Genomic DNA, 14,298 nt, shown 5'->3' on the forward strand with positions numbered 1-14,298 from the left:
CCGAGCGGGCTCATCTCAGCAATTCGGCGAGCCTTGCGCTGAGGCGCGACAGGCTCACGCGCTCCCTCGCCGCCAGAAGGTTAGCCCGCTGCCGCGCATAGCGAGCGACCGGCTTGGTGCGCAGTATGTCGAGGATGACCTCCTGCATCTCTTTGTAGCTGTCGCACAAGTAACCGATGTCCCCCATCGCCTCGAAATGGTGGGCGAAGAACGGGGTGCGCAAGGCGATGACCGGTTTGAGGTGGGAGAGAGCGTCGCAGAAAACACCGCTGGCTCTCAGGGCGTATGACTGCGGCCGGTGAAAGAACACCGCGTAGTCGACGCCGGCGGCGCGGCGATCGAACTCGGCGCGGCGCAGCGGCTTCGCCGGCGACGGCACCACCACGGGGTGCGCCGCCATCCTCTGCATCCTCCAGTCAACTATCGGGCCCAGCACGGTGAACTCAGGCCTGCGGTCGCAATCAAGCGCCTGCATCTCGCTCGCCATCCTGAACAGGGCATCGGTGCCCTTGTCCCGGTGGCCAACCCCGAACGCGCCAAAGCGAACGACATCGCCCGCAAACGGCTCGTGAGGCTGCGGGGCGGCGTAGAAGTAAGGGAGATCCATGAACATGACCTGGTCCGCGATCGCCGGCATCTCGCGGCACAGCTCGTCCGCGATCGGCTGGCCCATGACCAAATAGGCGATGCGATCCGATGGGCGGAACCGCAGCGCGCGGCGAAACCAGAACACCCGCCGCAGAACCCGCCTTGGGCGCTGGGTTATGGTCGCCAGGATGGCGTGCATCGCCGCCACGCAGCGAATCTGCGGGAACGACGGCAACACCAGCTTGACGGCGAACAAGCTCTCACTGGTGATCGAGGAATAGACTACCCAGCGCGCCTGGTTGCGCGCGGCTGCGGCGAATGCGGCCTTGCACAGCGCGAGCTCCTGGCAGAACCGGATCAGGTGCCCGCGCTGCCGCGGCAGGCGGATCTGCAGGAGCTCGATGGGGGCGATTGCGTGCTCGCGCAGGGTCTCGCCCACCTCGGCCAGATGCTCGCCCTCGGCGAGGAACATTATTCGCTGGCCGGGAAACGCCGCCCTGATCACGGCCAGGAGCGCGGCGTTGACCTGCGCGTGCACGAACCCGGCGCACTGCGGCTCACACACGACGATCATGCGTGACTCCGCGCCGCGAGCACCCGTTCCACCTCGGCGAGGAATGTCTCCGCCGATGCCCTCCACGAGAACTTCGCTGCTTGCGCCATGCCTTTGCCCCTGAGCGCTTCGCGCAATTGGGGGTCGCCCTCGATCCGCACCAGCGCGTCGGCGAGGTCGCGGTCGCGGTCGGGGTCGACGTAGAGGGCAGCATCGCCGCACACCTCGGGGATCGCCGCGCACCGGGTGGTGATCACCGGGCAGCCCACCGTCATCGCTTCTAGCGGCGGCAGACCAAAGCCCTCGTACTTGGAGGGATACACGAGGGCCTGTGCGTGCACCAGCATATGGAGCAGATCGGCGTCCGCAACATACCCCAGCTCCTCCACCGCCCCCTGTCGCGCGGCCTCCGCGATCACCTGCTGCAACCGATCCGAGCGACAGTCCGGGCTTCCGGCCAGCAGCAGCCTGCTGCGGAGACGCTGGCTCCGGCGCAGATCAGCGACCACCGTGACGAGGCGCTCGATGCCTTTGCGCAGATCATAGCCGCCGACGTAGAGAAAGTAGTCGCCGCGCCCGTGGATGCCCTGCGGGAGCACATCCCTTGCGGCCCGCAGATGGGTGGCGAGGCGCACCACGACCGGCTCGACCTGCGTGCGGAAGTGCTTCACTATCTCGCACCTGGAGTAGTCCGAATCCGTGACTACGAGGTCGGAGTGATCGAGATCGCGCTGCACCTGAACGCGGTACTGATCGCGCGCGCGGTCGGTCGTGAAATAGTGCGGGATGACCAGCGGCAGGATATCGTGCATGGTCGTCACCACCATCGCGCGCGAAAACAGCCGCGGCACGCCGCCGTTGAATGGAAAATGAACGAGATCGGGGCGATGACGCGCCACGTGCAGCGGTAGCGCGAACCGCCGCCAATGCTGCCGCGAGAAGCGGCGGCCAATTCGCGCTGCGCTCACGCCGGACGGGAGGTCACACTGAAGCGGTTTGCGGTGGGCCGCCGTGACGGTCCAGGCCGGCACCAGGTCGAGGCAGGCGCGCCACAGCCCCACCGTCGCCTTTGCGATACCGGTGGCGGGCGCCTCCAGTACGGTTGCATCAACCAGCACCTTCATGCTCGACTCGCGCACCCACAACAAAGTGGTTGCGGGGGAGCAGGCGGCCCCCACGGGCCATGCCCGTCACCCGGAAAAACAGCGCCCGGTGCCGCCCCCAGCGAACTTTCGCTCTCTCACTAGCGCGGAATCTCGCGCCCCTGCCCCCGCAGCATGTAGGCCAGCTTGACCCCGCGCCATTTCTGCTGCGCATACCACCACGCCAGCGGGCGGGGAGCCCGATGGCGGGCGTGAAACGCCTGGTTGGCCTGCTCGCGCTCGCGGTCAGCCGGGCCGTGCGCGCGGGAGAGGCTGCGGTCATGAATGCGGTACTGGTAGAGCAGCTCCGGGACCCGCCGCATCGGCCAGCGGCGGGCGATACGCAGCCAGTAATCGTGGTCCTCTTTGTACTTCATGTCGGGGTCATAGTCGCCGACTTCGTCGCGGCACTGGCGGCGGTACATGAATGACGCGCGGATGTAGTTGTGGCGCAACAGCACGAGCGGGTCGTAGTCCAGCGTCCGCACGGCGCGGATGATCTCTCCCGCGTCGCCGATGTCATACCAGTCGGAATAGACCATCCCCACCTCGGGATTCCCATCCAGCGCGGCGCTCAGCGTCTCGAGCATGGATGGGAGCATGATGTTGTCGGACGAGGTCCAGGTCAGGTGTGCTCCCTGGGCCTGGGCGAAACCGACGTTAAGCGCGGTCGGCAAGCCCGCATGGGCTTGCCGGCACAACTCGAAGCCCAGGCGCGACTGGTAATCGGCTAGCACCTGCGGCGTGCTGTCGGTCGAGCCGTCGTCCACGACGATTAACTCGAAGTCGCGAAAGGTCTGGTTCGCGATTCCGTCCAGGCTGTGGGGGAGGTAGTCCGCCTGGTTACGCGTCGGCAGGACGATGCTGATCTTGGGCATGCTCGCTCTCGGGCGCGGTCGGCAAGGTTGGGCGCCCCAGCTCCCACAGTTTCGCCTCTCTTGCCGCGGCCTGCCACGCATCGAACAGCGCCAGGATGAGGCCCTGCGGGCCATCGAGAAACCCGGCGCGAAGAATGTAGTCGCGCGCGAATATCGCCGGGCCGCGGACCCCCATGCTTGGCAGCGAGGGCCGCCGGCCGCGCCGCAGCCACTCCAGCGCCCCCCATTCCGCGTAGCGGCGCATCTTCACGAAGCAATCGTCCAGGGTGAGATACGAATAGTGCAGGATCGCTCCCCGGCAGCGGCCGACGCGCCCCTGCACCTGCGCCGCCTCGTGCACTGCGCGCTCCGGGTAGTGCGTCAGGTCGCGCCGGAACAACCGCAGCTTGCGCTCTCCGCGCCATGCGCCGTAGCGCATGCGCCGCCCCAGGAAGTAGCCGTGGATGGGGATGAAGTAGCCATCCGCCGCTCGATCAGCGACGAGGAGGGCGCGCATCTCGCGGCGCAGCTCAGGGGTCACGCGTTCGTCGGCGTCGAGCGACAGCACCCACGGGTGCGCGGCCTGGCTCAGCGCCCAGTTCTTCTGCGCTGCCGGGCCGCGAAACTCGTGTTGCAGCACGCGCGCCCCCAGTTCGCCCGCGACGGCGGCGGTGGCGTCCTCACTCGAGTCGTCCACCACCAGCACCTCATCCGCCCAGGCGACCGATTGCACGCACTCCGCGATGTTGTGCGCCTCATTATGGGTGGGGATGATGACGCTGAGCTTGTCCATGCCGAGCGCACCGCGGCCTTCCGCGTCAGTCTCCAGTTCGAGCCGCGCCCCCGCCTGTCCTGCCGAACAGGTGCCTCGCGGTCGGCATCGAATCCATCCCCACCCAAGAAGGTCACCCCCCGCGCTCGCCGGGTGTGTTCGGAGAGTGGCGATCGCCCTTGCGCGCGACCTCCTATAGAGGTCGCGAACCTCACGCCACGCCCTGACAGGTCGGGGCGCGATTGCTCGCGCCCTCCACGAGAAGGCGCGCCCGGTTGACGCCTGGCCCGGCGCGGCGCGGGAGCGCTCATTACCCCGGTGCGAACAGCTCCTCCACGAACGCGCGGGGATCGAAGTCCCGCAGGTCGTCGGCCTGCTCGCCGGTGCCGATGAGCTTGATGGGGAGGCCGGTTTCGTGGGCGATGGTCACCACCGCGCCCCCGCGCGCGGTGCCGTCGAGCTTGGTGAGGACGATGCCGGTGACGGCGACCGCCTGCGCGAACTGCTGCGCCTGCGCCAAGGCATTCTGACCGACGGTGGCGTCGAGCACCAGCAGCGCCTCGTCGGCAGGACGGCCGAGCGCGCGCTCGCTCACCCGCGCCACCTTGCGCAGCTCCTCCATCAGGTTGCGCTGCGTGTGCAGGCGGCCGGCGGTGTCGGCGATAACGACCTCGACCCCGCGCGCGCGCGCGGAGGCGACCGCGTCAAACACCACCGCCGCCGGGTCGCCGCCGGGCTGCTGGGCGATGGCCTCGACGCCGATGCGGCTCGCCCACACCTGGAGCTGCTCCGCCGCCGCCGCGCGAAAGGTGTCGGCGCACGCCAGCAGCACGCGCTTGCCCTGGCCGCGAAAGCGATGGGCAAGCTTGGCGATGGTCGTGGTCTTGCCGGTGCCGTTGACCCCCACCATCAGGTAGAGGAGCGGCTGGCGCTCGTCGGTCATCAGCGGGCGCTGGTGGCGGGACAGAACCTCCGTCAGAATGTCCTTGAGGGCGTCACGGGCGTGGGCGGCCTGTGCGATGTGCTGGGCGAGGATGCGCTGACGCAGTTGCCCTACCACCTCCTGGGCGGTGCGGACGCTGACGTCGCTCGCCACCAACAGCTCTTCGAGTTCTTCCAGCAGCTCTTCATCCACCACGTCGCGCAGGAAGAGCTGGCCGATGCGGCTGAACAGTCCCTTGAGCATGGATCCTCCGGAAACCAATGATCTCGCGTCGAAGCTAACGCATCGAGCGGGCGGTTTTCAGCATCGCCTCGCGGCCGAGGGCGCGCGATTGCAGGGACACCGCGGTTTCGCCGCGGGCCCACGAGAGGACCGCTTGCGCGCCCGCGCTGGTCAGCGTCCCAGTCGCGGCGCCGATTGCGACTCGCGCTCCCAACCCGGGGGCCGGAGCCGGCCCGGCGGTGCTGCGCGCTCCCGCCTGGGTGATTATCAGCAGCGGCTTGCCGGCCCCCGCGTACAGCAGCCGCGCCTCCACGGGCTTGCCGTTACGCGTCAGCGCGCTGAGCGTTAGCAGCCCGTAGCCGGGCGGCAGCCACTGCGGCGCCAGCAGGACGAACGGCATGACTGCGCGCGCCTGGGCCAGTGTCATATCCTCCACATCGTAGAGCGGCAGGCGCACTCGCTTGAGCGTCACCTGCAGGGGAGTCGTGCTCCCGGCGCGCGCCACCGTTAGCTTCACCGATGTGCCCGGCGCCCCGCGCAGCAGCTCCATCATCGCCGGCAGGTGGAGCAGCGATACGTCGCGGCCGTCTGCGGCGACGATGGTGTCACCCGGCCGCAGTCCCGCGCGCGCCGCCGGCATGCCGGGCTCGACCGACAAGATGGTTGTCGGCATGCCGGGCGTGAGGGCGAGGCCTACTCCACCGCCGGGGAGGTCGGCGGCGACGGAGCGTCCCCACCCCCGCCGGCGCGCCGCCGAGGGAGCACCCATGCGCGCGCCGGGGGCCGCCTGCACCGCCGACCCCGCGAGCTTGAGGAGCTCCTCCACGCGCAGCTCGGCTGTCAGCCCGAGCTGCGTATCGCCTTGGATCCACTCGACCGTGACCCGTCGCGGCCCGGGGCCCTGCGCTGCCCATCCCGCACGGTCGCCGAACCTGAGGGGAAACGAGGGTTGGGTGAGCGGCTGACCAAGATTTGGCATCTGCCACAGGGTGATGCCGTTGGCATAGGTGACGTAGACGCGGTCGGGCACATAGACCCCCTCGATCTGCTGTGCGGGCGCAAACAGGATACGCGGGGTTCCGGCGTCCGCCGGCGGAGCCGTGGGAAGGCAGATGACGAAAGAGGCGCGTTCCTGCGCCTCGGTCAACGACATGACTCCCGCTCCCGGCGCCGAGACGACGGCGGGAACGCGCGATTCGCGAGCGGCAATCGCCGGCGCCAGCGCGCACGCGCCCAGCGCTACGCCCAGGCCCCTGGCGATCAGCGATGCCCGGGTCATGGATGGGACCGTTTCGCGCGACCCGGAGTAGCAGGAGGTTGGGGCACCGGCCATATCGTCAGCGTCCCCTCTCCGCCGCGCAGCGCGTAACCCATCCGCTCCAGCGCCTTCGCTATCGTCTTCTGTGCGGGGCGCGCGCCGAGGCCGGCCCGGCGGCCGGTCGGGAAGCCCTCCGGCGCCAGGACGTACACGCCTTGGCCCGATGCCAGACCTTGCAAAACCTCGTCCCACGTGGCCGAAGCGGTCGGTTTCCCTTTGCTCACTCTGGTCATCGGCCCGGGGGGGCCGGAGGGCCCGGCAGCACCGGCAGGCGCCGCTTCCGTCCGCTCCGCGGAGACGGGCGCGAACACGTAGTAAGCCTGCGGCTGCACCTGGGCGCCGCGTATGACTAGCTGCTGCGTTGCCATGTCGGGGCCCGGCGCCGCCACCTGCACGTCCACGTTGTTGACTCTGCTCTTGTCGAGTCGGCCCTGCCACAGCACGACCTCGGGCGATCGCGCATCGGCACTGCGCAGCGACACCTGGGCGTCCTCCACGTCGTCGTTGGGCTTCAACTGCAGCGTCAGGTTCCGGTTGGACAACTGCGTGTGACTGGCCTGGGCCGTCACCGCAATCGAGGTAGCGGCCCGCTCGCCGAACCGCAACGCATCGTCGAGATCGGCGGCAGGCGCACGCTTGCCCTCGCCCGGGGTAGCGACGGCTGCGCGCGCGGCGCGCAGCGACGGGGTCGCCGGCTCCGCCGCGACCGATGGTGCCGCGGAGGAGGGAACGTGCTCCTCCTGCTCTGCGGCCGTCCTGCCTTTGGTGACCGCGCTCTCGGCGCCAGCCCCGGACGCGCGCGGGGACTCCGTCCCCATGGGCGGCGGCCCTGTAAGAGTCAAGGGCGACACGGCCGGCGCTTCAGCCTTCGTTGGCGCGTACCCCGCGGACGGGCGCGATGGTTCGCGCCCATTGGCGCCGCGCGGTTGGGCCGCGGTCGCCGCCGGCACGCCGGGGTGGACCGGTGGCGCCGGGCGCTCTGCGGACGGCGCGGCCGCACCAGTCATGGGAGCGGGAGTCCGCAGGGGTGGTTGACGCAGGGCGTCACCCGAGTCGTCGCGCAGCCGGGCGGGCGCCTGTGCGGCGGTTCGGCTGCGGAATGACGGTTCTTCACGTGTCGTCAGGTGCATGACACCGAAGGCAGCGACCGCCAGCAGGGCCGCGGCGGCTACCGGCACTGCCCAGCGCACCATCACCGCACGCGGCCCGTCGCCGCGCGCCTGCAGGCGCGCCCGCACCGCGCCCACCAGGGCCGGCGGCGCAGGCTCCGCTTGCAGTTCGCGCAGGGACCGCAGGACCGCCTCCAACGCGGCGAACTCCTCCCGGCAGCGGACGCAGGCCCCCAGGTGCGCCTCCAGCTCGCGCCGCTCGCCCGCTCCCAGGTCGCCGTCGCGGTAGCGGGAGAACCGGTCTATGACATCACGGCATCGCATGGCATACCCTACTGTTTGACCTCAGTCTCCGCGCAGAAGTTCCAGGTGCGGCTGGAGGGCCTCCTTGAGCGCCAGGCGAGCCCGGTTCAGCCGTGACTTCACGGTGCCGACGTTGGCGCCGGTAATCGTCGCAATCTCCTCGTAGGAGCACCCTTGCAGCTCGTACAGCACGAGGGGCAGCCGATGGTGCACGGGCAGCGACGCGATCGCCCGGTGCACGACCTCGTGGCGCTCCCGCCTCTGCACGCGCTCCTCCACGCCGGGAGCGGGGTCCGGGGCATCCGCCGGGATCGCCTCGTCAGTGATGAGCGAGCTGGCGGGCGGTGGCCGCCGCTGGCGGCGCTTGATCTCGTCGAGGCAGACGTTTGTCGTCACCCGGTACAACCAGGTCGAGAACGATGACCCGCGGCGAAACCGCTTGATCGCGGCGAAGGCGCGCACCAGTGCTTCCTGGGCGATGTCGCACGCTTCGTCGCGATCGCCGATCATGCGGTAGGCGAGGTTGTACACCCACTGGCCGTGCCGCTCCACCAAGCGATCGAAGGCCAGCGTATCTCCCCGCTGACATCGCTCGATCAGCACGTTCTCGGCGGCGAGCGCGTCTTCCGTCACCGCTCCTGGGGGCGCGAGTCGCATGGCTTCCAGGATTATATCGCGGTCAGTGGCACTGGGCAAGGGCCGAGACGAGCGGGGGTGTGACCTCGGAGTCTTGGCATGCCGCACAAATCACTCCTCTCCCTTCCAGAGCCTGCCCTGAGTGGCTAGGTCGCGCGCGACCGCCACCCCGGCCCAGCGGGCTTAGGGGCCTGTCGAAGGGGAGAGGACGAAGGTGAGGGTAAACAGTCCCGCCGTCCACCCTCACCCGGCGGCTAAGTCCCGATTCTCGGGACCGCCGTGGCGGCCTTCAGGCCTAGCCACTCGCCGCAGGCTCGCCGACCTCTCCCTTCCAGGGAGAGGGGTGCGCACCGTCTGCGGCCGCACCAAAGAAAGAAGGTCACACCCGCGAGCGGGGGTGCGGTTCGCAAACCACCGGTGGTCACCACGCGCCGCGCCGATGATGCCGGTCGCTGCTGCGGGCTACGGTGTGACGAACAGCAACGTGGGTGTAGCAACACCCGCACAGCGCTCGCCCGCCGCCGCCCTTGACGCGCCGCGGGAGGCATGGGACAATACGGCAGCCAACGCAAAGAGGTGAGCGGGAATGAGCGACGGAACGGTGTTCAGGCTGCGTTGGGCGCCCCTGGTGGGAGCGGCCCTGGCGGGGTGCGTGATCGGCGCCGCGTTAACGGCGCTGGTGACGGCGCCAGGGGGCGCCGGCTTGGCCGCTCCGGCCTATGCGCGCGCGATCGCCCCGGAGTCACAGAGTGCGATCGTCGAGGCGATAAAGAAGGTTGGCCCCGCGGTCGTCAACATCAACACCATCGTGCAAGTCCCATCCGCGCCGGTGCCGGAGATCTTTCGGCCGTTCTTCGAGGGGCCGTTTCCGCGTCAGGGCCAGGCCTCGGGCGTCATCATCGATCAGAAGGGATTGGTGCTGACGAACAACCACGTCCTCGAGGGTGCGACGGCGGTCAAGGTCACTCTGGCCGACGGGCGCACCTACGACGCGACCGTCGTCGGCACCGACCCCTTGAGCGATATCGGCGTCGTGCGCATAGCGGACGGCGGCTTGCCCTTCGCCGAGCTGGGCGCCTCCGAGGAGAAGCCCATCGGCTCGTGGATCATCGCCATCGGCAACCCCTACGGCTACGAGAACACGGTGACGGTGGGCGTGCTGAGCGCGCGCGATCGGAGCCTGCGCGCCCCCAACGGGGTGGTACTTGACCATTTGCTGCAGACCGATGCGGCCATCAACCCCGGCAACAGCGGCGGTGCGCTGGTGGACATCGAGGGCAAAGTCATCGGCGTCCCGACGGCGATCATTCCCTACGCGCAGGGCATCGGCTTCGCCATCTCCGCCGAGAGCGCGCGCAAGGTAGCCACGCAGCTGATCGCGACCGGGCGCGCCATCCACCCCTGGCTGGGCGTGGGGGTGGTGCCGATCACGGACGAAATCCGACAGCAGCTCAAGCTGCCGGATCGCGGCGGCGTCCTCGTCAGCGGCGTCGAACCGGACAGCCCGGCCGCGCAGGCCGGGATCCAGCCCCGGGATGTGATCGTGCGCGCGGGAGAGCGCGCGGTGACCGACCTGCAGGTGGTTGCCGACGTGGTGCGGGACAGCACAGTGGGGCAGGAGCTTCCGCTGACCATACTTCGCAATGGCGCCCAGATCGTCGTCACCGTGACCGTCGGCGAGCGGCCCGCGCCAAAACCGGGCCCCGAACAGCCATAGACACCCGGGAGGCGATGTCGGCTGAGCCTGCTCTCAGGAGGGCGAGCCGCGCGACGGCTCCGCTGAGCCTGCGCCCCCGAACCCGGTTCGTGCGCTGTGGCTTTTCCGTCAGGCAGCAGCCCTCTCATCGGCCGCAGTGAACCACCGGTCGCCGGTTTCCCCGCCCGCGCTTTCTGCGCCCGCGCGTCTCGATCGCGCCCAGCGCGCCGAAGCCCAGCGGTTCCCGCTTGGCGCTGCCGTGAAGGCTCACAACGGAACCAACGGCCGGAGACATTCGTCACACAAGACGGGAATGATGCTGCCGCGGTGGTGCCCGTGCGTCACTGGCGGGATATGGCGCGGCGTGCTATAATCCCGCACAATAGCGACGCACAGGAGGCCAGTGATCAAGGTAGCAGCCATCATTCCCGCCTACAACGAGGAGCGCCGCATCGGGGCGGTGCTGTCCGTGGTGGAGCGAGCGGGCCTGTTTGACGACATCGTGGTAGTGGACGACGGGTCCACCGACCACACGCTGGAAAAGCTGCCCACGAATAACGGCGTGCGCGCCCTGCGTCTGGCTGAGAACGTCGGCAAGGGTGGGGCGATGTGGGCAGGGGTTCACGGTACGGACGCTGACATCGCGCTGTTCCTGGATGCGGATCTCGTGGGCCTGCAGCGCGAACACCTGCGCTCGCTGGTCGAGCCGGTGGCCGCGGGCGAGGCCGACATGTGTGTCGGGGTGTTCCGCCACGGGCGCTACTGGACCGATCTCGCCCAAAGGCTGGTGCCCTACATCTCGGGGCAACGCGCGCTGCGCCGCGAGACATTCTTGAGCGTGCCGCGGGTGCGCTTCGCGCGCTCCGGCGTCGAGGTCGCGCTCACCTATCATGCGCGGGTGCAGGGCTGGCGCGTTACAAGCGTTCCGCTGGTGGGAATAACGCATGTGATGAAGGAGGAGAAGATGGGCGCGCTGCGCGGGCTGTGGGCACGCACAGGCATGTACTGGGAGATCGCCAGCTACATCTCCAGCGAGCGGTGCAGACGCAGCGCGAGCGGCGCGCTGCGCTCCCTGCGCAGGTTGCTCGGAGAGCAGCCCGAGTAGCCATTCGCTGCCGGCCGCGGCTGCACGGCGCCGGCGGCGCGAGGCGCCCGCGACCGCCGCCATCATCCCCATGCGCCCCTAGGCGGCGAAGCCGCCGGGGTGGCGGGCCGATGGGTCGGCCCTAGCCACAACGATCCGATTCACGATTGCAGGCCATGAGAGCAGGAGGAGGTTGTTGGGAATGCGCAACCGCAGATACGCCGTAACCATTTCGATCGCGTGGCTCGTCGCGCTCTTGATCGTGCTGGCCGCCGCGGCGGGAGTGGCCTATCGCTACCACGGGCTCGTGGGCAGCGCCGCGGCCGCCACGCTGGAGCCGCCGAAGGAGCTGACGACGCTGCAGCAGGGCTTCATCGCCTTGGCCGAGCGCGCGAAGCCGTCGGTGGTCAACATCAGCATCGAGCAGAAGGCACAACCGCCATCGGGCGAGCAGTCAGTCCCGCCCGGAATGGAGGAACTGTTCAAGTTCTTTCGGCGTCAGTTCGGCGACCAGTTCGATTTTCGCACCGAGCCGCCGTCGGCCCAGCCGCGCAAGAGTCTGGGCTCGGGCGTCATCATTGATCCGCGCGGCTACATCCTCACCAGCGCCCATGTCGTGCGCGACGCGGATCGCGTGACGGTGACGCTGGGCGACGACAAGGAGCGCAAGGCGACGATCGTGGCCAGCGACCCCCAGACCGACCTGGCGGTGATCAAGATCGAGAACGAAGCACGATTGGTCGCGGCGCCGCTTGGCGACTCGGACCGCGAGCGCGTCGGCTCCTGGGTCATGGCCATCGGCAGCCCGCTGGGGCTGGAGCAGACGGTCACCGTCGGCGTCATCAGCGCCAAGAAACGCTCCTTCGAGAATCCCAACGTCAGTGAGCGCCGCTTTCGCGACATGATCCAGACCGACGCGGTCATCAACCCCGGCAACAGCGGAGGCCCGCTGCTCAATCTCAAGGGCGAGGTCATCGGCATCAACACTATGATCGTCAGCGGCACCGGCTTCAGCATCGGCTTAGGCTTCGCCATCCCCATCAACGGCGCCACCAGGCGGGTGATCGAGACCCTCAAGTCGGGGGGAACGCCGACGCGCGGGCTGCTGGGGGTGCACGTGCGGGCGCTGGATGAGGCGTTGGCATCGAACTACGGCGTGGATAAGGGCGCCTACGTCAATGACGTCGTCGCTGGCAGCCCGGCCGAGCAAGCCGGGATCAAGGCGGAAGACATCATCGTCCAGTTCGGCGACACCAAGATCGGCGATGCGGACGAACTGGTGGGTGCGGTGGAGCAAACCAAGCCCGGCAGTCGGACCCCCGTGGTCGTCGTCCGCAGCGGCGCGCACAAGACCCTGCAGGTCACCGTCGGCCAGGTCCAGGGCCAGACCGCCGGCGCGACCGTCGCCTCCGCCACCGGCAAGCTGGGGGTCACGGTCAGCGACATCACGCCGGCGCTGCGCGAGCGCTATCGCCTGCAACGCGACCAGGGAGTGGTAGTCACCAAGGTTGATCCCAACGGTGACGGCGCTCGCGCCGGACTGGAGCCGGGCGACGTGATCGTGAAGATCAACCACGCGGAGATTACGGCGGTGGCGGATTACGAGGGGGCGGTCGGCCGCCTCAAGGCGGGCGACGCGGTGGTGATCCGGATGGGGCGCGGCAGTGGCGTGTTCACCCTCACCATCCGCAGCCTCGGCGAGTAAACAAACGGCCGCGGGCCGCCCCCAGGCCGGCCCGCCCTATAGCTGGATGAGTGCGCTGCCACGCTGGCTTGCCCGTCGGCGTGGCAGCGACGCTTTCGGGTCGGCCCGTCCCCCGGGGCATCGTCGCTGCCGGCGCATGCCGGCAGTCCGTCATCTTCCCCTCACATCTCCCGCAGCCGGCGGATGCGGTCTTGAATCGGCGGGTGGGTGGAGAAGAGGCTATTGATCTTCCCCTTGTGCTCGGTCAGGGGGTTGATGATATAGAGGTGGGCGGTGGCCTTGTTGGCGACCTCCAGCGGCTCGGTGTCCGCCGCCAGCTTCTCCAATGCGCTGGCCAGCCCCTCCGGGTAGCGCGTAAACATCCCCCCCTGGGCGTCGGCCAGGTATTCGCGCGACCGCGACAGCGCCAGCTGCATCAGCACCGCCACGATCGGCGCCAGGATCGCCAGCGCCAGCCCTACCAGCGCGATGATCCCTGAGCCGCCCCCTCGCCGCCGCGAACGCCCCCCGCCCCAGTAGAAGTACCGCATCATCCAGTCGCTGATGAGCGCGATCATCCCCACCATCACCGCGACGATGGTCATGAAGCGGATGTCGTAGTCGGCGACGTGCGCCAGCTCGTGCCCGATCACGCCCTCCAACTCGTAGCGATCGAGCTTGGTCAGCAGGCCGGTGGTAACGGCAACCGCGGCGTGCTGGGGATCGCGCCCGGTGGCGAAGGCGTTGGGGGCGGAATCTTCAATCACGTAGAGCCGCGGCATGGGCACCCCGGCGGCGATGCTCAGCCCCTCGACCGCGTTGTAGAGCTGGCAATACTGCTCCTTGGTGGCGGGCCGGGCGCGGCTCATCGCCAGCACGATGCGATCCGAGTAGTAGTAGCTGCCGAAGACGGAGATGATCGCGAACACCAACGCCACTGCGGGCGCGGCGTAACCGAAATCGGTCAGCTCGCCGAAGACATAGCCCAAGCCGACGATGATGACCACGAACACGATCATCACCAGCAGCGACTTGTTGCGATTGGCGGCGATGGCTTCGTACATGGGAAAGAATGCTCAACCCCAGAGATCGCGGAGAACGCAGAGAGGAATGTGGCCCAGCCGCCCGCGGCTGGGCTGGGGCGCGGCGTGCCGCGCCCTCAATCCGCCTCCATCTCCACTGTCGCGGCGGCCGGCTGGCATCCGGCGCCTACTGCTGCTCGCGCGGCGGCTCGGCGGGCGGCCCCTCGCGCGCGAAGTCCACCCGCACCGGCTCGCGCGCGGCCGCCTCCTCGATCTCGAAGTAGTCGCGCGCGGTGAAGCCGCTGGTGCCGGCGACGATGCTGGCGGGGAAGGTCTGGATCATGGCGTTGAACGTCGCCACCACGTCGT

General features: G+C 69.0%; 13 protein-coding genes. 3 read left to right on the plus strand and 10 right to left on the minus strand.

Features of this window, described 5'->3' with window-relative positions:
• Positions 1-10: 10 nt before the first annotated feature.
• The 8 genes from VM221_07240 to VM221_07275 all read right to left on the minus strand — a co-directional run bounded on the left by VM221_07240 (position 11) and on the right by VM221_07275 (position 8,440).
• Positions 11-1,162 (minus strand): hypothetical protein, encoded by a 1,152-nt coding sequence (locus VM221_07240; protein ID HUT74613.1) that lies wholly within the window; start codon positions 1,160-1,162, stop codon positions 11-13.
• On the minus strand, positions 1,159-2,265 hold the full coding sequence (locus VM221_07245; GenBank protein HUT74614.1) for a glycosyltransferase family 1 protein: 1,107 nt from the start codon (positions 2,263-2,265) through the stop codon (positions 1,159-1,161). Before VM221_07245 ends, VM221_07240 begins: the two co-directional genes overlap by 4 nt.
• Before the next feature lie 119 nt (positions 2,266-2,384).
• A complete protein-coding gene (locus VM221_07250) occupies positions 2,385-3,161 on the minus strand; it encodes a glycosyltransferase (GenBank protein HUT74615.1) in 777 nt (258 codons plus the stop codon).
• Positions 3,127-3,933 (minus strand): glycosyltransferase family 2 protein, encoded by an 807-nt coding sequence (locus tag VM221_07255; GenBank protein HUT74616.1) that lies wholly within the window; start codon positions 3,931-3,933, stop codon positions 3,127-3,129. The genes VM221_07250 and VM221_07255 overlap by 35 nt, the downstream gene beginning before the upstream one ends.
• Before the next feature lie 289 nt (positions 3,934-4,222).
• Positions 4,223-5,098: a signal recognition particle-docking protein FtsY gene (gene ftsY / locus VM221_07260; protein HUT74617.1), complete on the minus strand. Its 876-nt coding sequence runs from the start codon at positions 5,096-5,098 to the stop codon at positions 4,223-4,225.
• Between the two features lie 34 nt (positions 5,099-5,132).
• Positions 5,133-6,356 carry a PDZ domain-containing protein gene (locus VM221_07265; GenBank protein HUT74618.1) on the minus strand — a complete coding sequence of 408 codons (1,224 nt, stop codon included), beginning with the start codon at positions 6,354-6,356 and terminating at the stop codon, positions 5,133-5,135.
• Positions 6,353-7,828 carry a zf-HC2 domain-containing protein gene (locus VM221_07270; protein HUT74619.1) on the minus strand — a complete coding sequence of 492 codons (1,476 nt, stop codon included), beginning with the start codon at positions 7,826-7,828 and terminating at the stop codon, positions 6,353-6,355. Before VM221_07270 ends, VM221_07265 begins: the two co-directional genes overlap by 4 nt.
• Positions 7,829-7,849: 21 nt before the next feature.
• A complete protein-coding gene (locus tag VM221_07275; GenBank protein HUT74620.1) occupies positions 7,850-8,440 on the minus strand; it encodes a sigma-70 family RNA polymerase sigma factor in 591 nt (196 codons plus the stop codon).
• 589 nt (positions 8,441-9,029) lie between these two features.
• Between VM221_07275 and VM221_07280 the strand changes: the two genes are divergently transcribed.
• The 3 genes from VM221_07280 to VM221_07290 all read left to right on the plus strand — a co-directional run bounded on the left by VM221_07280 (position 9,030) and on the right by VM221_07290 (position 12,928).
• Positions 9,030-10,160 carry a trypsin-like peptidase domain-containing protein gene (locus tag VM221_07280; GenBank protein HUT74621.1) on the plus strand — a complete coding sequence of 377 codons (1,131 nt, stop codon included), beginning with the start codon at positions 9,030-9,032 and terminating at the stop codon, positions 10,158-10,160.
• A gap of 382 nt (positions 10,161-10,542) precedes the next feature.
• Positions 10,543-11,244, plus strand: a complete 702-nt coding sequence (locus VM221_07285) for a glycosyltransferase family 2 protein (GenBank protein ID HUT74622.1) — start codon at positions 10,543-10,545, stop codon at positions 11,242-11,244.
• A 181-nt stretch (positions 11,245-11,425) separates the two neighbouring features.
• On the plus strand, positions 11,426-12,928 hold the full coding sequence (locus VM221_07290; GenBank protein HUT74623.1) for a Do family serine endopeptidase: 1,503 nt from the start codon (positions 11,426-11,428) through the stop codon (positions 12,926-12,928).
• Between the two features lie 161 nt (positions 12,929-13,089).
• Here the strand turns inward: VM221_07290 and VM221_07295 are convergent, their stop codons facing one another.
• Both VM221_07295 and VM221_07300 read right to left on the minus strand, forming a co-directional pair.
• A complete protein-coding gene (locus tag VM221_07295) occupies positions 13,090-13,971 on the minus strand; it encodes a M48 family metallopeptidase (protein ID HUT74624.1) in 882 nt (293 codons plus the stop codon).
• Between the two features lie 145 nt (positions 13,972-14,116).
• Positions 14,117-14,298, minus strand: a 182-nt coding sequence (locus VM221_07300; GenBank protein ID HUT74625.1) for a LemA family protein, incomplete at its 5' end; no start/stop codon positions are given.

Source organism: Armatimonadota bacterium, from assembly GCA_035527535.1.
In the GTDB taxonomy this organism is placed as follows: domain Bacteria; phylum Armatimonadota; class Hebobacteria.